Origin of the sequence: Liberibacter crescens BT-1 (genome assembly GCF_000325745.1) — a bacterium.
Taxonomy (GTDB): Bacteria; Pseudomonadota; Alphaproteobacteria; order Rhizobiales; family Rhizobiaceae; genus Liberibacter; species Liberibacter crescens.
This window is the reverse complement of the sequence record NC_019907.1, coordinates 658,545-682,019: the sequence shown is the minus strand read 5'-3', so window position 1 is coordinate 682,019 and position 23,475 is coordinate 658,545. Positions and strand designations below refer to the sequence as shown.

Genomic DNA, 23,475 nt, shown 5'->3' with positions numbered 1-23,475 from the left:
GTCGCCCTTACGATTATTTAAATTAATGACGTTACCTCTAATAAAACTTGATAATATTAATATAACAATTGGTGGTGTTCCTTTATTAAGGGATGCTTGTTTACAAGTAAAATCAGGCGAACGTATTTGCCTGATTGGACGTAATGGTTCTGGGAAATCTACTTTATTAAAAATTGCAGTTGGAGTCTTAGAGACATACTCTGGTGAAGTTTTTCGTCATCCTTCTGCCACTATCGGATATCTTGAACAAAACCCTGATTTCAGTAATTTTTCTACTGTAGATGATTATCTGAATATTAGCTCAATACATCATAACTCTGATTTACATCGTATAACTTTCTTACTTGATTTTTTTGTTTAACAGGAAAAGAAATCTTAACGAATCTTTCCGTTGGACAAATGCGTCGTGTATGTCTCATTAAAATTCTTTCTGTCCATCAAGATATCTTGATTCTGGACGAGCCAACAAATCACCTGGATATTTATACTATTCAGTGGCTTGAAGAAGAGCTGATTCGTATTGGTTCCGCATTAATATTTATTTCTCATGATCGTCGATTCTTAGAAAAAGTCTCTACGAAAACAATTTGGCTACACAATTCTAATCTGTATTCTCTTGATGAAAACTTCTCCTATTTTGAAGAATGGCGAAATAAAATTATAGAAGAAAAAAAAATCCGTACTCATAACTTAAAAAAGAAAATTGAATCTGAAAAAAACTGGTTACGATATGGCGTCACTGCACGACGTAAACGAAATGTGCGTCGTGTAAAAGAACTCAATGAAATGCAACAACAACTTCGCAATAATAAATCTTCCGAAAGGAAATTACAATCTGACTTCCAGAATACAACAACTTCGGGTAAACTTGCTATAGAAGTCAATGATATTATCAAAACTTATGGTTCTTATCCTGTTATAAACAATTTTTCTCTACGGATTTATTTTGGTGATCGTATTGGCTTTGTTGGACAAAATGGTATAGGGAAAACAACCCTCCTACAGTTAATTACAGGACAGATTCCTCCAGATTCAGGTTCAGTAAGATTGGGGTTAAACGTAAAAATTGCTATTATTGACCAAAAAAGAGAAATTCTTGATCAAGATACAACTGTTTTTTCTTATCTAACAGGTGGGCTTAAAGATACTTTGATGATTAATGAACAGCCACGCCATGTCATGGGTTATTTGCAAGATTTTTTATTTCAACCTGATCAAGCACATACACCAATCCGTAATCTCTCTGGTGGAGAAAGAATGAGATTAATCTTAGCACGCATGATGGCTCAACCTTATAACGTGTTAATTATGGATGAACCTACAAATGATCTTGATATGGAAACTATGGATTTTTTACAAGAAATCATAAATCAATTCACAGGCACAGTTTTAATTGCAAGCCACGATCGAGATTTTTTAGATCAGACAGTCAAATCAATTATTACCCCTGCTCATCCTGAAAATCTGAATGGCCATTGGATAAAGTATGCTGGAGGGTATTCAGATATGCTTATACAGAAGCAGAAAAAAACGCAATTATGTCAAGAATCTCTTTCAAAAAAATTAAATAAAATTCCTTCAACAACACAAGAATCTAAACCTTCTCAAAAACAAACCAAGCTTGCATATCATCAGAAATTTCTCCTAGAAAAGTTACCTGAAGATATTGAACATATAAAACAAAAAATCCTTATATATGAGAAAAAACTATCTAATTCATCACTCTTTTCAGAACAACAATCAAAATTCAATCATTTTGTTGCTGAACTTGAATTATTATACAAAGACCTGGAAGACAAACAAGAACAATGGCTTGAGCTTCAGATATTGCATGAAGAATTAACATCTTCAAAGGATGATAGCTCTCATTTTAAATAATTATCTTAATTTTTAGCACGCTCAATGTAAGAACCGTCCTCTGTTAATATAACAATATGATCACCTACATTAATATGTGGAGGCACTGTAGTACGTATATTATTTGATAGAATAGCGGGTTTATAAGAAGCAGAAGCAGTTTGTCCTTTAACAGTTGGCTCTGTTTCAATGACTTCAAGCGTTATACTACGAGGCATTTCTACTGACAAAGCAATACCTTCATAAATTGATATCGTAACAATCATTCCTTCTTGCAAATACATCTTTTGGCTATCCATTACTTCTGGACTAACAACAACCTGATCATAAGTTTCCGGATTCATAAAATGGAAGCCTTCAGTGTCTTCATATAAAAACTGGAACTGGATATCTTCAACAAAAGCCCTCTCTACTTGCTCTGTTGTGCGCCAACGTTCAGATACTTTGATGCCATCAGAAATACGACGCATATCAATTTGAGTGATAGGGGTTCCTTTTCCTGGATGAAAATTTTTAGCAGTGAGTACAACATAAAGCCTACCCTCTACATCAATAACGTTACCTTTACGCAAAGAAGAAGCAATAACTTTTACCATATATTAGAATTCCTTGTAACTTTCTGTTTTTAATGATAGTTAAATTGAATTTTTATAAGTACTTTAATTTATTAATTGAGTTTGAGTAACTTAAAATCAATTAGAAAACCATAGTATCCTTTTAAAATTAATAGAAGAAAATTTTATAATGTATAAATCATCTGATTTATGTTGGTGGAACCCAGATATTCATTTAAATCGCCGACTATTTCTTATCGAACGTAATAAGATTAAAAATTCTATACGTACATATTTTATAGAAAAAAAGTTTACTGAAATTGATTCTTCATCTCTTCAAGTTTCGCCTGGCAATGAAACACATTTACAAGCCTTTTCTACACAAATAATTACCGCCGATCAGCAAAAAAAACTCTTTATTTACAGAGTTCTCCAGAATTTTCTTGTAAAAAGCTTCTGGCCGCTGGAGAAAAAAAAACTTTTCTGTTTTGAACATGTCTGGAGGAATGGTGAATATAGCACCATCCATCATCCAGAATTTACAATGTTAGAATGGTATCGTACAGAAAAATCCTACGAAAAATTGATGGATGATTGCATGGATATTATACGTATCGCAGCAAAAACAACTCAAACAAAGCTGTTCTCTTTTCAAGGAATCTCTTGTGATCCATTTAAACCACCAGAACGTATACATGTTGTTGACGCTTTTTCCCGCTATGCCAATATTGATCTTGTTTCCACAATCAATAATTGTGGCGATGTCGATCAAGATCTTCTTGCTTTACAAGCAAAAAAATCAGGAATACATGTAGCAAATGATGATACTTGGTCTGATATTTTTTCTCGCGTCCTCGTTGAAAAAATTGAACCAAATCTTGGTATAAAATGTTGTAGCATTCTTGATCGTTATCCTATGGTAGAAGCTACGTTGGCAAGAACTTGTCCTGATGATCCACGTTTTTCAGAACGTTTTGAACTTTATGCTTGTGGAATTGAATTAGGAAATGCTTTTGGAGAACTTACTGACCCTATTGAACAACGTTGTCGTTTTGAAAAAACAATGGCAGAAAAAAAGCGTATTTATAAAGAAATTTATCCAATTGATGAAGATTTTTTAAAGTGCTTACCATTAATACCTTCTCAAACAAGTGGTATGGCTGTAGGATTTGATCGTCTTGTAATGCTCGCAACTGGGGCTTCAGATATTAAAAAAGTACTTTGGAGCCCTTTAAATTAAAGAGAAGAATAATTTATTAATGAAATCCTCTGATAGACGAATTTGGACAGCAAAACAATTAAAAAATGCTGATCTTATCAGTGATAATGAGATCGATATTATTGATCAAATATCAAAAAGATATGCTATTGGCTTAACCTCAACTATTGTTAAGCTTATCAATCGACACGACCCTCATGACCCTATAGCACGTCAGTTTATTCCACAAGAAGCAGAATTAAACATTATGCCACAGGAAAGAGAGGATCCTATTGGTGACTCTGCTTACAGCCCTGTTGAAGGTATTATTCATCGTTATCCCGATAGGGTATTATTAAAAATAGTTCATATATGTCCTGTTTATTGTCGGTTCTGCTTCAGAAAGGAAATGATTGGCCCTCGAGGTAACGGAATATTATCACAAAAAGCTTTAACTTCTGCTTTTTCTTATATTCAAGAACATCCTGAAATCTGGGAAGTTATTTTGACAGGCGGAGATCCTTTAATTCTATCCCTAGATCGTATAAAATCGATTATAGAAAGTCTAAAAAAGATACAACATATCAAGATTTTAAGATTTCATACCAGGGTTCCTATTGTGATCCCTGAATATATTAATTCCCATTTAATTAAGTGTCTTAAAAGTTCAGATAAAACAATCTATATTGCTATCCACGCTAATCACCCACGTGAATTTTCAAAACAAGCTCTTGCTGCTCTTGCACGCCTTGCTAATTCTGGTATAAGCCTTGTCAGTCAATCAGTTCTTCTTAAGGGAGTTAATGATGATCCAGAAGTACTTGCCTCTCTCATGCGAATCTTTGTAGAGGCACGTGTTAAGCCTTACTACTTACATCACCTGGACTTGACACCTGGAACCAACCATTTCCGTATAAGTATTGAAGAAGGTCAGAAAATTGTTTCAGCCCTGCGAGAACGATTATCAGGTCTATGTCAACCGTCCTACATATTAGATATCCCAGGAGGACATGGAAAAATTAATCTAAATGGTTCTGATATAAAGAAAAATACAGGTGACTCTTATCATATAAAGGACTATAAAGGATTCATACACACTTACCCACCTAAAATTTAGAGTATATTTAGGTTTATAAAAAACTTCTTTGAATTTTGTAGAAAATATTTTATAGCTTGATTAATTAAATGAACAATATTAAGAGCAGAAAAATGGAAAAAATAAGAAAAAGGAATGTTATTTCAAAAATAATTATTTCGGGTGTCTATTTTCTTGCTTTATGTAAATTTATAACTGTACCAAGTTATGGTGAAGAAAATATAAGGCCAAAAGAGAGCACTGTTCTTAAAATCGGTCTCGAAGGAACTTACCCTCCTTATTCTTTTCATGATATTAATGGGACCTTAACAGGTTTCGAGGTTGCAATTGCTACTGAAGTAGCCAAGCGTATAGGCGTAAAAGCACAATTTATTGAAGGTAAGTGGGATGGTCTTATCGCCGGTATTGATACAGGTCGTTACGATATTATAGTTAATATGGTAAACATTACACCAGAACGAGAAAAGAAATATACTTTTTCTTCTCCTTATATAAAATCTAAAGCTGTTTTAATTGTTAGAAAAGATAATACATCAATAAAGAGCTTTAATGATCTTAAAGGGAAAAAATCTGCTCAAACAATAACTTCTAATTTTTCTGGATTAGCAAAAAATGCTGGAGCGGATTTAGTACTAAGCGATGGATTTGAACAATCTATACAACTCATATTAACGGGACGTGCGGATGCTACTATAAATGAAAATCTCTCCTTTCTTGATTTCAAAAAGCATAAACCAGATGCTCCTTTAAAGGTTGTTGATCAAGAAAAAGATGTTGTTTCTTGTGGTATATTAATGGCAAAAGGCAAAAATACTTTAAAAGCTCAGATTGACAAAGCTCTTTCCGAAATAAAAAATGATGGTACTTATAAAAGTATCTCAATAAAATATTTTGATGTTGATGTTTCTCAATAAAATATCCTTTTTATTTAAAAAAGATATTTTTAATATTAACAAAAAATATATTATGGAATTTTTTTATGCCAACCTGGTTAAGTCTTATGCAGGAATCTTTGATTCCTCTTCTTAAAGCAACTCTTTTTTATACTTTACCCATTACTTTTATTTCTTTTATATTAGGCTTGGTATTGGGATTATTAACAGCTCTTTTTCGTTTGTTTTCTATTGGGCCTATTGCCGTTATTTTCAATTTTTATGTATGGATTATCCGTGGAACACCACTGTTGGTACAGTTATTTGTTATATTTTATAGCTTACCAGGTATAGGAATTGTTTTAAGTGCATTTACTTCTGCAATTATTGGATTTACCCTTAATGTTGGAGCCTACACATCAGAAGCGATACGTACATCTATCACAGCAATACCAAAAGGACAATGGGAAGCAGCATATTCCATTGGTATGAGTTGGAAACAAGCAATGATTCGTATTATTTTACCACAAGCAATAAGAACGGCTATTGCGCCAACATCCAATAGCTTTATTTCTCTTTTAAAGGATACATCTCTTGCAGCTTCTATTACTCTTCCAGAACTTTTTCAAACAGCACAACGCATTGTAGCTACTACCTATGAACCACTCATCCTCTATATTGAAGTAGCAATAATTTATCTTTTATTTAGTTCAGTACTATCTTCTTTACAAAAAAAATTAGAAAAATTCTCTATACGTTATGAATAAGCTTTATACCTATCATGGATCTCCCATAGTTTAATTAAACAATTTCAAATATTCATCACCACCATTTTCTATTTTTCCAGCATCTTATTGCAACAGCATATTCATCGAAATTAAGAATTTGAATAACAAGGCTGCAAGAAATATTTCTATTGTGAAGAGCCATGATTGATTTCGAAGTTGGCATACATTGCCTTTCTAGTGTGTCTCGTCCACTTGTTGTTACGTAACTTGTCCAAGGAAAAAACAAATTCTTCTTTTCTCTTGAAGACCTGTCTTATTTTGTTGACAAGATTTCTATCTCTTCTTATTAACGTTATATTATAACATATCAATATTGCAAGGAGAATTTTTTTGATGCTTGAGAGCAACTCACTTTTGTTGTGTGTAGAATATCTGAATGTGGAGCTTCCTAATGGAAAAAAACTTCTAACCAATATTCATTTCAAGGTTGCAATTGGGGAATTCTTGGTAATTATTGGTCCAAATGGTAGTGGAAAATCTACTTTATTGCACGCTCTTTTAAACGGTATCCAACCGAAAACAGGCAATATATTGTTTAATAATACGCCACTAAAACAACTTTCAAGAGTTGAAAGAGCAAAACGAATTGCTTTTATGTGTCAAAACGATTCCCCCAATTTAAATTTAATGGTAGAGGAATACGTAGAACTCGGCTGCATACCTCATGCAAACGAAATATCATTGTCAACACAAAAGAGTATTGTAAAACAAACATTAAAAGATCTTGATCTTCTGGAATTGCGAAAATGTCGACTTATAACATTGTCTGGCGGAGAACGACAACGGGTGTTTCTAGCACGTGCATTGGCACAGCGTCCAGAACTATTATTGCTAGACGAACCAACAAACCATCTGGATCCCGCTAGACGCAAGGAACTACTGACATTGGTCCAACAACGCGGTATCACCGTGGTGGCAGTACTACATGATCTATTTCTAGTAGAAGCATTTGCTGACAGAGTCCTGGTACTGCATGAAGGAAAACCAGTAACTTGTGATATTCCTTCACGTGCACTTTCTAGTGATTTCCTCTATCCAGTCTTCGGTCTTTATAGCTCCACAGTTCTTCATCCTGAGACTTCTCGTCCTGTGCGTATTTTTGACGTACCTTCCAACACCTCCATGCTCACCAATAAAGAGGAAAGCTTATGAAAATATTAATAGATTATTTACTATCTATCATTTGTGTTGTTGTTCTTAGACTTTTAGCTTTTTTCTTGGGGTTTGGAATTTTGATGTCTGCACAGGCATCAGAATTCCCTGTTACTGTACAGAGTTGTGGCAAACCGCTCACTTTTACACAGGCACCTAAGCGCGCCATTATCAATGATCTTAACATGTCTGAGATGATATTTGCTTTGAATTTAAATTCAAGAATTATAGGATTAACTGGCATCAGTGGTTGGTATAAAATGACACCGGAATTCCGTAAGAAAATGGGAACGATTCCAGAACTCTCACCTAAATATCCATCATTGGAAACTCTGCTAGCTGTTAATCCCGATTTCTTCTTTGCAGGATGGAACTATGGCATGAAAATCGGAGGAGAAGTAACGCCAGATACGCTAGCAAAATATGGTATCAAAACGCTAGTACTAAGTGAAAGCTGTGTTTTTGAAAATCATGCTTATCAACACGCTAGTATGGATCTTTTATACAATGACATATTAACACTAGGAAAAATTTTTGGTTGCGAAGAAAAGGCACAAATACTTGTAAAGCAGTGGAAAGAAAAACTTGCATCAATACCTAAACTATCGTCTAGCCATAATCCACCTAAGGTCTTTGTGTATGATTCGGGTGAAGACAAACCTTTTACCAGCGGCGTGTACGCAATGCCAACTGCAATTATTGAAGCAGCAGGTGGGCGTAATGTCATGGACAATATGATGTCTAGCTGGAGTAGTACTTCATGGGAAATAGTATCAGCAGCAAATCCGGATGTAATCATTCTATTGGATTATCAAAAAGGAAATGACTCTATGATGTTGCAGCATTTCCTGGAAAAACACCCTCTCATGAAATATACAACTGCAGTAAAAAAACAACAATATCTAAAATTAAAATATAGTGAACTCACACCAGGACCTGAAAATATCTCAGCAATAGAAAAATTATCTCGTACGCTTTATAAAGTTGCAACTCCATGACATCACGGTACAATTATTTTCTTATCTGCTTTTTGGCATTAACGATGCTATTCGTGATAATGTTGTTAAGTACAACATTCGGTGCAATCAGGATTCCACTAAAGCAATCTTTAATGATGCTGATGTCAAATCAAGACGAGGTACCCGATACTGTACGTCGTATCGTCATTGAATTACGTCTGCCTCGCATTCTGCTCGGAGCCATTACTGGCGCCTGTCTGGCAATGGTTGGTGCACTGCTGCAAACTACTACTGGCAATGATTTGGCAGATCCATTCCTTTTCGGTCTTTCTTTTGGCGCATCAACAGGAGCAGTATTGGTTATCACCCGCTTTGGTGAGTGGTTGGGAACCCTTACATTACCAGTATCAGCTTTTTGTGGTGGCATTTGTTCTGCACTGGCTGTAACGTTGCTATTTTTTCTACAACGGAAACGACAGGTAGAAAATCTGGTGATTTGTGGATTGGCTATTTCATTTCTCTTTAATGCTCTTACCAACTACCTGGTGTTTAGTGGTGACCAGCGCGCAGCCAGTTCAGTACTATTCTGGTCGCTAGGAGGACTAGGGCTGGCGCGTTGGGAAACGCTACCAATCGCTCTGGTTAGTTTTCTATTATTGTTTATATTTCTATTAAAACGCTGGAAAGCTCTGGACAGTTTACTGGCAGGAGAACAGACTGCTTTGTCTCTGGGTGTTCATGTTACCCGATTACGTATTGAGGTGTTTTTATGTTGTGCAATAGCAACAGCGCTGCTTGTATCATTAACAGGGGTAATTGGTTTCGTAGGACTGATGGTACCCCATTTATGCCGTCCATTGACTGGATTACGTCACCAGCGATTACTTCCTTTATGTGCTCTAATAGGAGCGATCATGTTATGTAGCGGTGACATTTTAAGTCGAATTTTATTACCTTTACAGGAATTGCCTATAGGTATTGTCACGGCTGGGCTAGGAAGTAGCTTTATAATAGCAATGCTAGTAAAACGTTAAATTTTCTTAATTACCACACGATTTGACATTTCTTATGAAATGGATTATTATTCTTTTGATACAAGGATATATTATTTAAAGCTCTATGTAATAAAATTCATATTTTATACTTCGAATGTCCTTCCTTTAGTCCTGAGAAGGTAAAAAAAATGAGCGGTGTGATCTCAATTATGTGTTTTCCTTGCTGTTGTTCTAGTCTTATTATGAAACGAATGAGATTAAAAATATTAATACGAATCTTTAAGATTTTTTTATAACCAGATTAGGAAAGCCTACAAACGCGGTCAATATAATTCCTTGAAGGATCATGTGCAGATTATCAAAATGAAGAGAAGATAGATTTCAAAGCTATATCACCACAGTTACATTGGTAATTCTCTTTATAATTGTAAAAAAGCTACAGGAGTAGTAAAAATCTTTTTTATTATATGTCCTATTCAAAAAATTTAATGGGTTGCAAATACACAGAATATAATCGAAATACATGATAGAAGTTATAAATATCATTAAGAAATTTGATACTCTCTTGGCTTTAGATGATGTAAGTGCATCATTTAAAAAAGGCAGTGTTACTGTGCTTTTAGGAAAATCTGGAAGTGGCAAGAGTACTCTTTTGCGTTGTATAAACTTATTAGAAATTCCCTCTTCAGGAATGCTCCGATTCATGAATAAAAAAATATTTTTTAATTCAAAATTAAAAATACAAAAACATGAGATCAATCAAATTCGTATGCAAATAGGTACAGTTTTTCAAAATTTTCAACTTTTTCCACATTTGACAGCGATTCAAAATATTATAGAAGGGCTCATCGTTGTTCATAAATGGCCAAAACCTAAAGCATATTCTAGAGCAATAGAACTTCTCAGAAAAGTTAGTTTATTAAATAAAGCAGATAGTTGGCCTGCTCATCTTTCTGGAGGACAACAACAAAGAATAGCGATTGCTCGTGCTCTAGCAGCTTTTCCTAGCGTATTATTATGTGATGAACCAACTTCAGCACTTGATCCAGAGCTGTCAGCAGAAGTAATAAAGGTTCTTTTACTTATTGCCCATGAAGGTACTTCTATGGTAATTGCTACACATGACCTAAAACTAGCTAAAAGCATTGCTAATTACATTATATTTTTAGAAGAAGGACGAATTATAGCACAAGATACAGCACATAAATTCTTTTCTTTTCCTCAAGGGGATCCTATAAAACGTTTTATATCTAAAAGAATGTTATAAAGGGATTCTATATTTACTTGTAAGTTATTTAAAAAATAACTCAGGTATTTTAAAAGTTAATATGCGGTTATATAAGATGTCATTCCCTGTATATGTCATTAGTCTACCTCGCTCTGTCAGAAGACGTGAAAGATGCTTCCTTCTTCTTTCACAATTTGGTTTAGATTTTTCTTTTTTTGATGCAATAGATGGAAATAATTTAACTTATGACAATATTTCATCAATTTATGATGAAAAAAGAAATCAAAAAAAGTTTAAACGTCCACTGTCCTTTCCTGAGCTTGGTTGCTATATAAGTCACATAAATCTTTGGGAAAAAATTGCAAATTCAGATAAGCCAGGTGCTATTGTCCTAGAAGATGATGTAGAATTTGTCAGTGAATTTATGGATGTTCTTTTATATTTATCAAAATGTGATATTAGTAATCTTTTGATAAAGTTTAATAGTCTTTCAAATAAAATCAAAACAAAAAACCATGTATGTACATTACCAGGTGGCTTCTCTCTTATACAACCTAGAATCATACCATCTCGTACAACTGGTTATTTAATTGGTAAACAAGCGGCTGCTGATCTTTTAAACAGTCGAAAAAAAATATTTCGTCCTATTGATAATGATCTCAAGCATTGGTGGGAATATAATATATCTACTTTAGTAATAAATCCTAGCATAGTGTATCAATTTTCAGATATCAATTCTAGAAGCTCTATTGAAGAAAGTCGCAAGCAGAAAAAAAGTTCTTTATCTTTAATACGATTTTTAAATAACATGCATTATCAACTACTTTTTAATTATGAAGCTTGGACACACCATCGACATCATATAGCAACTACAACTTTTCCAGCACTATAAGATCATTCAGAAAAACTGAACTCAAGGAGCAGAATAAAAATTCAAGTCTATCCCTCACCTTTTGACTATTAATAGAACTCAAGTCTCTATGCGCAAGGAAGTCTATTTCCCCTTACTTATCAAGATCAATGCCTATTCAAATCCACTGATATGTGTTCAGCAATGGAAAAGAAGATATTCGATACAAAAAACTGATTTTTGAAAATCAGTCAGCAGAGCATTGAACTGCAGGTGCAGTTCCTAGCAGAGGAATATATTTAGTTTACAATATATATTTAAATGAATAACGATATTATCAAGGTATCGAATCAAGGTTAATTTATGTTGATTACAAACTCGTCAAAAGAAAGAAATGAAGTCCTCTCTTTAAAAGCAGTATCTAAATTCTATGTTGACATAATTGCTATACGTGATCTGCATCTTACAGTTAGAAGGATTCCATGAAATTAACTTCAAACAAAATTTTTGCTGTTAGGAAAACTAATCCATGATTTTTTCAAATAGAAATTATACTTATTTAACTAAGATTATAATCTCCATATTATTTTTATGGGCATTCATAATTGAACACGCATCAGCTTCTATGCTAGATGTTATTAAAAACAGAGGGTTTATTAAATGCGGTGTCAGTACCGGTGTTCCTGGTTTTTCGCAGCCTGATTCATCAGGAAACTGGAAAGGTTTTGATGTCGATTTCTGCAAAGCCATAGCAGCCGCAATTTTTAACAATCCTTCTAAAGTCAAATACCTGCCTCTCAGTACTATAGAACGCTTTATAGCCTTACAATCTGGTGACGTTGATATATTGAGCAGAAATACAACTTATACATTAAGCAGAAATACATCTCTCCATCTTAGCTTTCATCCGATTACCTATTACGATGGTCAAGGTTTTTTAGTAAAGAAAAAATTAAATATTAAATCAGCACTCGAATTATCTGATGTGTCGATATGCACTTGGTCTGGCACAACAGATCAATTAAATGCATCTGATTACTTTAAATCGCATAATATAGCGTATAAAATATTCGCATATGATAAGGAAGAAGAAGCAATTTCTGCCTATGAAGGAGACCGCTGTGATGTTTATACAACCGATCAGTCTGCATTGTATACTTCGCGTCTTACTCTAAAAAAACCAGACGAACATATTATCCTTCCAGAAATTATCTCTAAAGAACCGCTTGCTCCTGCTGTTTTAGAAAACGATACTCAATGGATTAACATCATTTCTTGGGTTCATTTCGCTCTTGTGAATGCGGAAGAATTCGGCATAACAAAAGAAAATGTTGATAAAATGCTCAATTCTGATGAGCCTGCTATAAAACGTTTTTTAGGTCGCGAACCCAGAAGCAATCTCGGGAGTGGTCTTGGATTAACAGAAGATTGGGCATACAGAATTATTAAGAGTGTAGGCAACTATGGTGAGATCTTTGAATCTAATCTCGGTTCAGGTTCTCCTTTTAAAATTCCACGCAATTATAATAATCTATGGAAAAAAGGTGGTCTTCAATATGCACCACCCGTTCTTTAATCTTAAAAGGAGTATTATTTCAAAAAAATTTCTTTTTAGTAAAAAATTCCACAAAATGCAAAGGTAATGCAATTGGGAAAGGATTATAAAAGAGAAATACGGTTTCCCTAATCCATAGAATAAAGTTTTGTATTAACAAGACTTCATTTTATTTATGAATAGGTTACTGTATTTCTCTTTTTGATGAGTAGCCGGTATCAAAGGGAAAGAAACTAGATGTACTGTTATTGCTGTATAGATAGTAATAGACGCGCTGTTTCGATACCCAAGATCATTTTTAAATGATGCTTGAGTGCATATTTTAACTTCTTATATCAAGATTGCATTAATAAACATGACATTGCTTTAGGTTAGTAGAAAATCCAGGTATAGGTTAATAAAAAAGCAAAGGATGAGTATAAGAAATATTATAGAAAACAAGGATTCATACTGATATAACCAGGGCTTTAAAACACTGATTAATAATCAATAAGCCATATTTCAAGGAAAATACAAATGAGTGTTATTACCCAGAAGGATAATAACCTTATTATATTATCAAGGTATCGAATCAAGGTTAATTTATGTTGATTACAAACTCGCCAAAAGAAAGAATAGACATCCGCCATATAGCTCAACTTGCTCATGAAGCAGGAATCTTATGTGCTGTGGTAATACCTTTTATCGCCTATATTACAGCACTTCATTGAGCTTGGTAGGGATAAACGCCTAAATCTATAGAAAAGATGCGGGATCTAAGTAAAAAATATAATAAAATCAATGGATTAGGAAATAATCATCTAATCAGATAAGATAGAATTAAAAGCATCTTTAATAATTGTAGGCATCACTTCTGGTTTAATAGCTTCAACACCGAGAATTCGACGATAACGCTGTACGCCAGGAAAACCCTGAAATAATCCAAGCATATGACGAACTACTTGTCTTAACTGACCACCTGTATTCAAGTGTTGGGAAGCATATGAAATCATAGACGTACATACTTCATCCCAAAAATTTTTATCGAGCGCTTCGCCAATAACAGGATGAGAACCTGTTAAAGGATTTATAAAATATTGATCAACAGAAGTTAGTATTGTACTATTCTGATATGATGCCCGGCCTAACATTACTCCATCAACATGAGGCAATACTTGAAGGGTATGTTGAACATTTTTAAGACCACCATTTAATCCAATAAACAAATCTGGGTTTTCACGTTTTATTTCATAAATTATTTCATAATTCAAAGGAGGAACTTTACGATTTTCACTCGGTGACAATCCTTTTAAAAAAGCCTTGCGAGCATGAATCCAGACAGCGTCAACACTTGCTGCCTTCACAGACTTTATTAAATTACGCAACGCAAGCTCAGGAACTTGATCATCTACACCTATACGACATTTAATTGTAACAGGAATAGAAACCACTTTCTTTATTGCATAAACACACTCCATAATATGTTCTGGTAATAACATAAGACAAGCACCAAAAGATCCAGATTGCACTTTATTTGATGGACAACCAACATTTAAATTAATTTCATCATAACCAAATTCTTCTCCTATCTTGGCTGCTGTAGCAAGCGTAACAGGATTGGCTCCCCCAATCTGCAAAGCTAAAGGATGTTCTTGTGGACTAAACGATAATAAGCGTTGCTTATTACCTTTTAAAATTGCATCTGCAACAATCATTTCTGTATATAATAAAGCATTCTTGCTTAACAGTCTTGCAAAGAATCGATAATGACGATCTGACCAATCTAGCATTGGTGCAACTGCAAAAACCTTATATAGATACGATGAAGTATTTGCTTGATCAGAGTGTTTAACTTCTTGATATATAAACATACTTAAGTATCTTTCTACTTACCTTATTGTAGAGATTAAAGATATTGTTTTTTCAAATTTCATACAAGATGAATACTGCTTGAAAAAATATTGCTATTCAATATCAGCCTAAAAATAATATTTATCTACTCAGGAATATGTAGAGAGCCTTTTTATACCTTACTCATAAAATTTAACCATTAACCATTATTGTAATTTCTCTAATCTCCACCCAATTCTTCCTGCTGCTCTAAAAAAATCTGATCAAATGGCTTTTTACAAGAGAGAAAAAGCTCAAGGATTATAATAAGACAAGGAGTTAGAAACGTGTTTAACACTCAAGGGATTGATTTTAGGCATACTTCATAGTAACTCATTGATTTTGTTAGTATATTATACTACCCAGCTGAATAAGTTCGTTATCTATATAAATAAGTATTTTATGTGTGTGCACAAAATATCTGATTTTTGATTATCAAGATCAAAAAACGCGGAGATTATTCTCATGGAAATTCTGTTAAACATCTTATTTTTTTTTCATCATCAGATAATAATTAAGCCAGCGTTCATGCTAGGAATGATTTCTTTTTTAGGCTATTCTCTTCTTAAAAAAGATATTGCATCAATTATTAAAGGCACTATTAAAACTATCGTAGGCTTTTTAATTTTAAAAATAGGCGCAAATATTCTTGTAGATACTACTAAGCCCATTATTGACCAACTTTCAAAAGCATACAAAATAAATGGAGCAATCATAGATCCTTATGTATCTATGATATCCACTATAGATATGATAGGCAAAAATTATAGCTGGGTAGGCTATACAGTACTATTAGCATCTCTATTAAATATTCTTATGGTATTTTTACACCGCATCACAGGTATACGTACTATTATGCTTAGCGGTGAAGTTATGTTTCAACAAACAGGATTAACAGTAGCATTCTTTCATTTAACATTACAAACTGACTTATGGAAAACAATTATTTATTCATCAATTTTAATGGCGCTGTATTGGGGTATTGGCTCAAATATAATGTACCAACCAACTCAAAAAGTTACTAAAAACAGTGGCTTTTCTATTGGTCATCAACAACAATTTGCTTCTTGGATCGCTTTTAAACTAGCTCCCTATTTTGGCAATAAATCTGAAGATATTAATCATATTCAACTTCCTGGATGGCTTAATTTATTTAACGATCATACTGTAGCAACTGGAATAATTATGACTTTTTTTTGGGGAGTTATATTATTAACTTTAGATTTTAATACTCTGAAAGAAATAGCACAAAAAAAACATTGGAGTATCTATATCCTGGAAACAGGAATGATGTTCTCTGTGGCAATTACTATCATAGTTGAAGGAGTAAAAATGTTTGTTTCAGAGCTTTCTATTGCATTCCGAGGAATTTCTCAACGCCTTATTCCAGGTGCGATATTAGCTATTGATTGTTCTGCAATTTATGGCTTTTCTCCTAATGCTGTATTATGGGGATTTATATGGGGAGCTTTAGGACAGTTATTTGCAATTATTGTATTGTTTCTCTTCAATTCATCAACTGTAATTATCCCTGGCTTCATTCCAATGTTTTTTTCAAATGGAACTGTAGGAGTCTATGCTAACCATTTCGGTGGCTGGAGAGCTGCATTAAAAATTTGCTTCATAATGGGGTGCATAGAAATTTTTGGTAGTTTATGGGCTATGAAATTAGCGGGTATGAACAGTTGGATGGGTATGGCAGATTGGGCAATCTTAGCCCCTGTTACCATGCAAGCCTTTAAAATAAGCCAACTTTCTATTATCGCACTTGTTGTATTGGTTATTATTTATATGTATTTTGCAAGTTATAAATTACGTCTTGAAAAAAATACAATAACAGATAATTAATATCCTCAGGATAGTTGATAATTCATAGGTTTTTTCTTAAATTTAAAACCTACAAGTAACTAACATAACCCCCTGCTTTATTTGTAAAACAAGCATAACCCTCAGCAGCATGACCTGCTGCTTGATCATCTCGAACAAGAACATGTTATTATCCTGTTGGATAATTTCATTATATATATAGAAATAATATTAAAATAATTTGGTATGTTTCTTAAAAAAGAAACATCTTATCTTCTAAAAATATAAAAAATATTTGACTTATTGTTAAAAAAAATCTATTATTAAGTGTATTTATAAGTAGGAGTGGCTATAAGAAAATGAAAAATATCCTTCTATTCTTTTTATTAACATTAATGGCTATATCTACTTCTAACTTTTCCTTTGCCTGTGAAGAACACGACTATTACAATAAAAAAATAAGTAAGTAATACTATATTTTTTTGTCCTTTATGAAAAGTGAAAATATTTATTCATATTTTGTGATTTAAACAAAAAAAATCCTTAAAAACCAAACTGAAAAGCATAATATAAAATCTTACTGTCGATAAGTAAATTTAAAAAGATTTTTTAATAAAGTCTATCCATTGCTGTTCATTGATAAGAGATATTCCCAAAGAGTTTCCTTGTAAAACCTTTGAGCCAGGATTTTTTCCAACGACGATAATATCTGTTAGTTGTGATACACTAGAAGATACTTTTGCTCCTAATTGTATTGCCTTTATTTTAGCATCCTCACGGTTCATTGTTTCAAGAGAACCTGTAAATACGATTGTTTTACCTGAAAGAGCGCTTTTTTTCTTAAAAATATCCTGGTTGTTATCTTTTAAACTAACTTCTTGCAACAGTAAATCAATCACATTAAGGTTACCAGGCTCTTTATAAAACTCTATAATTGAATGAACAATCACATCGCCAACCAACGGAACGGATTTTAACATATTACATGCATTTTCTTCTTTATAAAGAACTTGTTTTATAGAACTTTCAAAATTTTTATAAGAACCATAAGTTTCGGCTAGACATCTAGCTGTTTCTATACCGACATGACGAATACCAAGAGAAAAAATAAATCTGTCTAAAGAAATGCTACGTCTCTCATTAATAGCATCATAAAGCTTATTTACGCTAACTTTGCCAAAGCCAGAAATATTTTCAAGCTTGGTTATTGATTCTTGCTGCCGATGTTGCAAAGTAAAAATATCTGGAGCATTTTTAATATATAAAGAAGGATCTTCAGAATGAAAGAAAAATTCTATTTGTTTATCCCCTAAACCTTTGATATTAAAAGCATTACGAGAAACAACATGCTTCAGACGTTCTAGACCTTGAGCAGGGCATATAAAACTTCCCGTACAACGACGTACAGAGTCTATTTTTCCTGTCTTACTATCAATATCTCGAACAGCATGACTCTTGCAAACAGGGCAAAAAGATGGAAATCTAAAAGGTTGTATATCTGGAGAACGTTGATCAAGAACAACATCTATAACCTGTGGAATGACATCACCAGCACGATTTACAACAACAATGTCTCCTATTCGAATATCACGGCCTTCACGCAGTAATTCACCAGAAGCTCCTAAACCTTTAATATAATCTTCGTTATGTAAAGTAGCATTCGCAACTACAACTCCACCAATAGTAATCGGTTCAAGACGTGCTACAGGAGTAAGAGCTCCTGTACGCCCAACCTGAATTTCAATATTCAAAAGACGTGTATAAGCCTGTTCTGCTAAAAATTTATGCGCAGTAGCCCAACGAGGAGAACGAGAACGGGAACCAAGTTTTTTTTGTAATACAAAATCATCAACTTTATAAACGACTCCATCAATATCATAATCCAAACGAGGTCGTGATAAATCAATTTCATGATAATAGGCTAATATATCCTTTAAATTATAAAATTTCTTCAGCCATTGATTAATAGGAAAATTCCATGAACGTAATTTTTGCAATGCTTCATATTGGCTATCAACAAAATCCGTAGAAACTTCTCCCAACCCATAAGCAAAAAACTGCAACCGACGACTTGCAGTAATTTGTGCATCAAGCTGACGCAATGAACCAGAAGCTGTATTTCTAGGACTTGCATAAGTATTTTTTCCTTCAGAAATCATCTGTTCATTGAGTAACAAGAAATCACTTCTTGCCATATAAATCTCACCTCGTACTTCCAAAATATCTGGTGCTTGCTTTGGTAAAATTTTAGGAATTTGTTCAATCGTCAAAACATTTTTTGTAACATTTTCACCGACAAGACCATCACCACGCGTTGCAGCTGTCACCAACTGTCCTTTTTCATAGCGAATGGCAATAGAAAGACCATCAATTTTGGGTTCAACAGTGAAGGCAATACTATTATCAACAGGTCTTCCTAAAGAACGATAAATACCTGAAATAAAATCCTCAATGTTTCTATCTGAAAAACTATTATCTAACGATAACATCGGTTGAGAATGAACAACACTTGCAAAAGTTGAAGATGGAGTAAAACCTACTCTATACGAAGGACTATCATAAAACACAAGATGTGGAAAATAAGATTCAAGAGCAAAATAACGTTGCTTTAATGTATCATATTCAGCATCAGAAATTTCAGGAGCAGAATCATTGTAATACAGTTTATCATGATGGGCTATCGCTGTTGATAAAAATGATAGCTCTTGTTTTGCCTGCTCTTCTGTTAAATTTTGAACAGGATATACTTCCATTCTTATCATCAAAGATATTCCGATATAATCGGCCTTGTAACTTGAAATTACCAAAAATTCTTTATATGTCTTCTTTTAAAAGCCTTGCCGCTGCAGCACGAGCCTCTTCAGTTATATAAGTGCCAGCCAACATTCTGGCAACCTCCTCGCAACGTTCTTTTTCTGTCATTGTTGTAACATGTGTTACCATCCTTTGATGATCGGTAGATAAAGGTGTTTTCGTAATAAGAAAATGTGTATCAGCACGAGCTGCAACTTGAGGTGCATGAGTTATTGCAAGAACCTGAACATTTTTAGCTAACCTCTTAAGTCGAAAACCAATTGCATCAGCAACAGCACCACCTGCTCCTGCATCAATTTCATCAAATACTAAAGTCGGTGCTGATCCTCGATGAGCAAGAACTACTTTAAGCGCTAATAAAACACGAGATAACTCACCACCTGAAGCCAGTTTCATCAATGGTCCCGGACGTTCTCCAACATTGGTCTGAACATAAAATTCTACTCTATCAATACCCTCTGGAGAAAAATTTTCTTGATTGGATACTATTTCTACCATGAAACAAGCCTGTTCAAGTTTAAGTGATGGAAACTCTGTCATCACTTCTTTTGTCATAGCTTCCGCAGCGTTTCGTCTCTTGTCAGAAATATTTTGTGCTGTGGTATAATAGGCAGTTTGTGCAGATAAACATTCTTTTTCAAGGCGACACAACTCATCAACACTATCATCAAAATAAGCGAGATCAGCAGTCATTTTTTTTGTCAAAGAAGGTAATTCGACAACCGATACTGAATATTTACGACTTGCAGCACGCAATAAAAACAATCTTTCTTCTATATCCTCCAGTTTTTTAGGATCATACTCAAGCCCGGATAGAACTGTTTCTATCTCCATTTGCACAGTTTCCAGTTTTTCTAATGCTGCATCCAAAGAAGAAATAATTCCATCAAAAGAACTATTTAGATCTGATTTTTTACGCTCCAAACGACGCAATATAGAAGTAATAATCGTTATTGGTGATGAAGAAGATCGATTAAATTCTTCATAAATTTCATTTAGATCAGATAATTTACGCTCTGTTCTTGCCATATTTGCACGAACTTCTGCCAATATCGTTTCTTCTTCTTCTTGTGCGGCAAGATTTTGTAGCTCTTCTACAGAAAGACGTAAATACTCAGCATCACGCAAATAAATATCGCGTTTTTTTTACATTCCACCACTGCACTCTCAGATTTCTTCCAGTAATCATATAATTTCCGAAGAGAACAAAGCTCTACTTCAAGACCAGCATATATATCCAGTAAATTTCGATGCATAGAAAGATCAAATAACCCATGATCTTCATTTTGACCATGATTCTCAACCAAAAACCGACTTGCTGTACGCATAAACTGAATGCTTACCGGTTGATCATTTATATAAGCTTTGGTACGACCATCAATGAATTGTAAACGACGAAATATCACATTACCTTCATTATTTATGCCACCTTCATTTAAAAAATTTCTGACAGGATGACGCTCTTCTACATCAAAAACAGCAATAACTTGACCTCGTTCCTTACCATGACGAACAAGATGACCGTCACCTCTCCCTCCAAGAGCCAGGCATAAACTATCTAATAAAATAGATTTCCCTGCTCCAGTCTCACCGCTTAAGATAGATAAGCCTGAAGAAAAACGAAGATCTAAATTTTCAATTAAGATAATATCACGTATTAGAAGATGTATTAACATTGTTTATTTGTGGACGATGATTTAAAAGAGCATTTCTTACTAGCTTTGGAAATCCATGAAGAAAATTTATCATCTGGCTGCAAACCAACAGATTTTAATAACTTTAAAATATCAGCATACCAAATACTATTTGGATAATTCTTATGAAGGACTGCAGCTGCAACTTGTACTTCATTCATAATACCCATTGCATAATAAGCTTCAGCAAGTCTAGCAAGAGCTTCTTCTATCTGATTTGTAGTAGAATATTTTTCAACCACAACTCTAAACCGTGAAATTGCTGCAAGATACTCTCGACGCTCGAGATAATAACGACCAACCTGCATTTCTTTACCAGCAAGTTGATCCTTGGCAAATAATAATTTAGCTTTCGCATCTTTAACATATTCAGAATCAGGATGATCATTGATAATCTGCTCCATAGCCTGAATTGTTAAAATTGCAGAACGTTGATCAAGTGTTACATCATTAATTTGATTATAATAACACAATCCAATAAGATATTGAATGTATGCAGCATCTTGAGAACGAGGATATTGTTTAATATAAGAATTAGCTGTCGTGATAGAATCATTATATTTTGCGTCCTTGTATTTAACAAAGACGCTCATAACAAGAGATTTTCTAGCCCATTCAGAAAAAGGAGAAATTCTATTGACAGCATCAAATTTTCGTGCTGCTTCTGGTAAATTTTTAGCCTTAATATTTGCCAATCCCTGATAATATAATTTTTCAGGTGATTCCGTTTCTATGCCAAGCTTACTTATATCAATATCTTTTTTCTGCGAACAACTTGTAAGAAAAACAGATACAGCTAAAGATAAACCAAAAAAGAATAATTTATGGAACACACCATCCAACACAAAAAACCTCACACTAATCTTACAAGTATATAAAGACTAACTAAAAATTATTATTTCGAAATCAATCATAATACCTCATATATAAAAAACTCTAATTTTAAAATACTGAAAAATACATTTTATAAATAAGTGATGCTTCATAAAAATTATAATCTAAATAAACAAAGGTATAATAATAGCAAACCTCCTAAGAAAAAACATTTCTTTATAAAAAGAAAAATATCAGTTACGCAATGCAAAAAGAAAGTTGTCTTTCTTGTGTAGAAATAAGATCCTGTTTTTGTAAAACAGAAGTATTAACTACTTCATAAGAAGTGGGATCAGCAAACAAAGCTTTCAAAGCAAGAGAATTCATTTTATGCCCTCCCCTGAATGAACGATAACAACCTATAAATTGAGCACCTGCTAAAGCTAAATCTCCAATAGCATCAAGAGTCTTATGCCTGACAAATTCATTACCAGGATAGCGTAAACCTTCAACATTAAGAATTGTGTCATCATCAGAAATAACAACGGAATTCTGCAAAGAAGATCCTAAGGCGCATCCATTAGCCCAATAACGTTTTACATCTCTCATAAAACCGAATGTACGCGCACCACACAGTTCATTACAAAAAACATCTGTTGTTAAATCACCTTCCCATTTTTGATAACCTATCAAAGAAGTATCAAATTCAATGGCAACTTCAAAACGAGTTCCCTTATAAGGAACAAACTCTGCCCATGAATTATTATTCTGAACACGCACTTTTTTCTTAATTCGAATATACCGACGTTTAATACCAAATGATTTTATACCGGCTTTCTTTATTGCCCTAACAAAAAGTAAAGAACTACCGTCCATAATTGGAATCTCAGACCCATTTACCTCAACAATAATATTATCAATACCAAATGCATATAAAGCAGCCATAATATGTTCTACTGTGGATAGAGAATTTTCATGAGATTTTCCAAGAACAGTACAAAGATCAGTATTAAGAACGTTACACCATGATGCAGGAAACTCTTTTATACTACCATCATCTTCTAAACGATGAAAAATTATACCAGTGCCAATTTCTGCTGGATGAAGCACTAAATCAACAGGTTTACCTGAATGAACTCCAATTCCTGAAAGCTTTATTGAAGAAGAAACTGTATTCTGACACCCTAAAAAATCAACCTTCATGTAAAAATAACCTTTTTAATCAGAGCTTTTTAATTCTTGAAGAATAAAAAAACTCGCAAGGAAACTATATTCCTCATTACTTGAAAAATATCCGAGAATCATTCTCTAGGAAACAACATATTAATGATTACGGAATATTTCAAATCACTGTTTTTTTCAGATTGTTACATAC

The 23,475-nt window shown here is 33.6% G+C and carries 18 protein-coding genes and 2 pseudogenes; 13 read left to right on the top strand and 7 right to left on the bottom strand.

Annotated elements, in window-relative coordinates; all coding sequences use genetic code 11:
* Positions 1-25: 25 nt before the first annotated feature.
* Positions 26-1,878, top strand: a pseudogene (locus tag B488_RS03000) (ABC-F family ATP-binding cassette domain-containing protein).
* Positions 1,879-1,883: 5 nt separating this feature from the next.
* Here B488_RS03000 and efp read toward each other — a convergent pair.
* The gene (gene efp, locus B488_RS02995; RefSeq protein ID WP_015273035.1) at positions 1,884-2,453 is read right to left on the bottom strand and encodes an elongation factor P; all 570 of its coding nucleotides are present in this window, start codon (positions 2,451-2,453) and stop codon (positions 1,884-1,886) included.
* 148 nt (positions 2,454-2,601) lie between these two features.
* Here efp and epmA point away from each other — a divergent pair, with 148 nt between their 5' ends.
* The 4 genes from epmA to B488_RS02975 all read left to right on the top strand — a co-directional run bounded on the left by epmA (position 2,602) and on the right by B488_RS02975 (position 6,344).
* Positions 2,602-3,651, top strand: coding sequence for an EF-P lysine aminoacylase EpmA (gene epmA / locus B488_RS02990; protein ID WP_015273034.1), 1,050 nt, complete (start codon positions 2,602-2,604; stop codon positions 3,649-3,651).
* Positions 3,652-3,670: 19 nt separating this feature from the next.
* On the top strand, positions 3,671-4,726 hold the full coding sequence (locus tag B488_RS02985) for a lysine-2,3-aminomutase-like protein (RefSeq protein ID WP_015273033.1): 1,056 nt from the start codon (positions 3,671-3,673) through the stop codon (positions 4,724-4,726).
* Positions 4,727-4,818: 92 nt separating this feature from the next.
* The gene (locus B488_RS02980) at positions 4,819-5,619 is read left to right on the top strand and encodes an amino acid ABC transporter substrate-binding protein (RefSeq protein ID WP_015273032.1); all 801 of its coding nucleotides are present in this window, start codon (positions 4,819-4,821) and stop codon (positions 5,617-5,619) included.
* Positions 5,620-5,684: 65 nt separating this feature from the next.
* Complete coding sequence (locus B488_RS02975) at positions 5,685-6,344, top strand: amino acid ABC transporter permease (RefSeq protein ID WP_015273031.1); 660 nt, start codon at positions 5,685-5,687, stop codon at positions 6,342-6,344.
* 55 nt (positions 6,345-6,399) lie between these two features.
* Here B488_RS02975 and B488_RS07405 read toward each other — a convergent pair whose 3' ends face one another.
* Positions 6,400-6,528 carry a hypothetical protein gene (locus B488_RS07405; RefSeq protein ID WP_280109465.1) on the bottom strand — a complete coding sequence of 43 codons (129 nt, stop codon included), beginning with the start codon at positions 6,526-6,528 and terminating at the stop codon, positions 6,400-6,402.
* Positions 6,529-6,698: 170 nt separating this feature from the next.
* Here B488_RS07405 and B488_RS02970 point away from each other — a divergent pair, with 170 nt between their 5' ends.
* The 7 genes from B488_RS02970 to B488_RS07400 all read left to right on the top strand — a co-directional run bounded on the left by B488_RS02970 (position 6,699) and on the right by B488_RS07400 (position 13,814).
* On the top strand, positions 6,699-7,517 hold the full coding sequence (locus B488_RS02970; protein WP_015273030.1) for an ABC transporter ATP-binding protein: 819 nt from the start codon (positions 6,699-6,701) through the stop codon (positions 7,515-7,517).
* The gene (locus B488_RS02965) at positions 7,514-8,515 is read left to right on the top strand and encodes an ABC transporter substrate-binding protein (RefSeq protein WP_015273029.1); all 1,002 of its coding nucleotides are present in this window, start codon (positions 7,514-7,516) and stop codon (positions 8,513-8,515) included. The genes B488_RS02970 and B488_RS02965 overlap by 4 nt, the downstream gene beginning before the upstream one ends.
* 44 nt (positions 8,516-8,559) lie before the next feature.
* Positions 8,560-9,510: a FecCD family ABC transporter permease gene (locus B488_RS02960; RefSeq protein WP_244422707.1), complete on the top strand. Its 951-nt coding sequence runs from the start codon at positions 8,560-8,562 to the stop codon at positions 9,508-9,510.
* A gap of 484 nt (positions 9,511-9,994) precedes the next feature.
* On the top strand, positions 9,995-10,738 hold the full coding sequence (locus B488_RS02955; RefSeq protein WP_041770655.1) for an amino acid ABC transporter ATP-binding protein: 744 nt from the start codon (positions 9,995-9,997) through the stop codon (positions 10,736-10,738).
* 61 nt (positions 10,739-10,799) lie between these two features.
* A complete protein-coding gene (locus tag B488_RS02950; RefSeq protein WP_015273026.1) occupies positions 10,800-11,591 on the top strand; it encodes a glycosyltransferase family 25 protein in 792 nt (263 codons plus the stop codon).
* A 487-nt stretch (positions 11,592-12,078) separates the two neighbouring features.
* A complete protein-coding gene (locus B488_RS02945; RefSeq protein ID WP_015273025.1) occupies positions 12,079-13,125 on the top strand; it encodes an amino acid ABC transporter substrate-binding protein in 1,047 nt (348 codons plus the stop codon).
* A gap of 563 nt (positions 13,126-13,688) precedes the next feature.
* On the top strand, positions 13,689-13,814 hold the full coding sequence (locus B488_RS07400) for a hypothetical protein (protein WP_015273024.1): 126 nt from the start codon (positions 13,689-13,691) through the stop codon (positions 13,812-13,814).
* Positions 13,815-13,904: 90 nt separating this feature from the next.
* On the opposite strand, the gene dusA is transcribed toward B488_RS07400, so the two are convergent.
* Entirely contained in the window at positions 13,905-14,954 is a 1,050-nt protein-coding gene (dusA, locus tag B488_RS02940; RefSeq protein WP_015273023.1) for a tRNA dihydrouridine(20/20a) synthase DusA, read from the bottom strand.
* Positions 14,955-15,438: 484 nt separating this feature from the next.
* On the opposite strand from dusA, the gene B488_RS02935 reads away from it, so the two are divergent.
* A complete protein-coding gene (locus B488_RS02935; protein ID WP_041770651.1) occupies positions 15,439-16,821 on the top strand; it encodes a PTS transporter subunit IIC in 1,383 nt (460 codons plus the stop codon).
* Positions 16,822-17,375: 554 nt separating this feature from the next.
* Here B488_RS02935 and ligA read toward each other — a convergent pair.
* From ligA to lpxC, 4 genes and pseudogenes are all read right to left on the bottom strand, one after another.
* Positions 17,376-19,532: an NAD-dependent DNA ligase LigA gene (gene ligA / locus B488_RS02930; RefSeq protein ID WP_015273020.1), complete on the bottom strand. Its 2,157-nt coding sequence runs from the start codon at positions 19,530-19,532 to the stop codon at positions 17,376-17,378.
* Positions 19,533-19,593: 61 nt separating this feature from the next.
* Positions 19,594-21,269, bottom strand: a pseudogene (gene recN / locus B488_RS02925) (DNA repair protein RecN).
* The gene (locus tag B488_RS02920) at positions 21,263-22,129 is read right to left on the bottom strand and encodes an outer membrane protein assembly factor BamD (protein WP_015273018.1); all 867 of its coding nucleotides are present in this window, start codon (positions 22,127-22,129) and stop codon (positions 21,263-21,265) included. The pseudogene recN and the gene B488_RS02920 overlap by 7 nt, the downstream one beginning before the upstream one ends.
* Positions 22,130-22,358: 229 nt before the next feature.
* A complete protein-coding gene (gene lpxC, locus B488_RS02915; protein WP_015273017.1) occupies positions 22,359-23,303 on the bottom strand; it encodes a UDP-3-O-acyl-N-acetylglucosamine deacetylase in 945 nt (314 codons plus the stop codon).
* Positions 23,304-23,475 lie beyond the last annotated feature (172 nt).

Coding starts and splice junctions, on each gene's coding strand:
- efp (WP_015273035.1), bottom strand. CDS start 2,453: ATGGTAAAAGTTATTGCTTCTTCTTTGCGTAAAGGTAACGTTATTGAT.
- epmA (WP_015273034.1), top strand. CDS start 2,602: ATGTATAAATCATCTGATTTATGTTGGTGGAACCCAGATATTCATTTA.
- B488_RS02985 (WP_015273033.1), top strand. CDS start 3,671: ATGAAATCCTCTGATAGACGAATTTGGACAGCAAAACAATTAAAAAAT.
- B488_RS02980 (WP_015273032.1), top strand. CDS start 4,819: ATGGAAAAAATAAGAAAAAGGAATGTTATTTCAAAAATAATTATTTCG.
- B488_RS02975 (WP_015273031.1), top strand. CDS start 5,685: ATGCCAACCTGGTTAAGTCTTATGCAGGAATCTTTGATTCCTCTTCTT.
- B488_RS07405 (WP_280109465.1), bottom strand. CDS start 6,528: ATGCCAACTTCGAAATCAATCATGGCTCTTCACAATAGAAATATTTCT.
- B488_RS02970 (WP_015273030.1), top strand. CDS start 6,699: ATGCTTGAGAGCAACTCACTTTTGTTGTGTGTAGAATATCTGAATGTG.
- B488_RS02965 (WP_015273029.1), top strand. CDS start 7,514: ATGAAAATATTAATAGATTATTTACTATCTATCATTTGTGTTGTTGTT.
- B488_RS02960 (WP_244422707.1), top strand. CDS start 8,560: ATGCTATTCGTGATAATGTTGTTAAGTACAACATTCGGTGCAATCAGG.
- B488_RS02955 (WP_041770655.1), top strand. CDS start 9,995: ATGATAGAAGTTATAAATATCATTAAGAAATTTGATACTCTCTTGGCT.
- B488_RS02950 (WP_015273026.1), top strand. CDS start 10,800: ATGCGGTTATATAAGATGTCATTCCCTGTATATGTCATTAGTCTACCT.
- B488_RS02945 (WP_015273025.1), top strand. CDS start 12,079: ATGATTTTTTCAAATAGAAATTATACTTATTTAACTAAGATTATAATC.
- B488_RS07400 (WP_015273024.1), top strand. CDS start 13,689: ATGTTGATTACAAACTCGCCAAAAGAAAGAATAGACATCCGCCATATA.
- dusA (WP_015273023.1), bottom strand. CDS start 14,954: ATGTTTATATATCAAGAAGTTAAACACTCTGATCAAGCAAATACTTCA.
- B488_RS02935 (WP_041770651.1), top strand. CDS start 15,439: ATGGAAATTCTGTTAAACATCTTATTTTTTTTTCATCATCAGATAATA.
- ligA (WP_015273020.1), bottom strand. CDS start 19,532: ATGGAAGTATATCCTGTTCAAAATTTAACAGAAGAGCAGGCAAAACAA.
- lpxC (WP_015273017.1), bottom strand. CDS start 23,303: ATGAAGGTTGATTTTTTAGGGTGTCAGAATACAGTTTCTTCTTCAATA.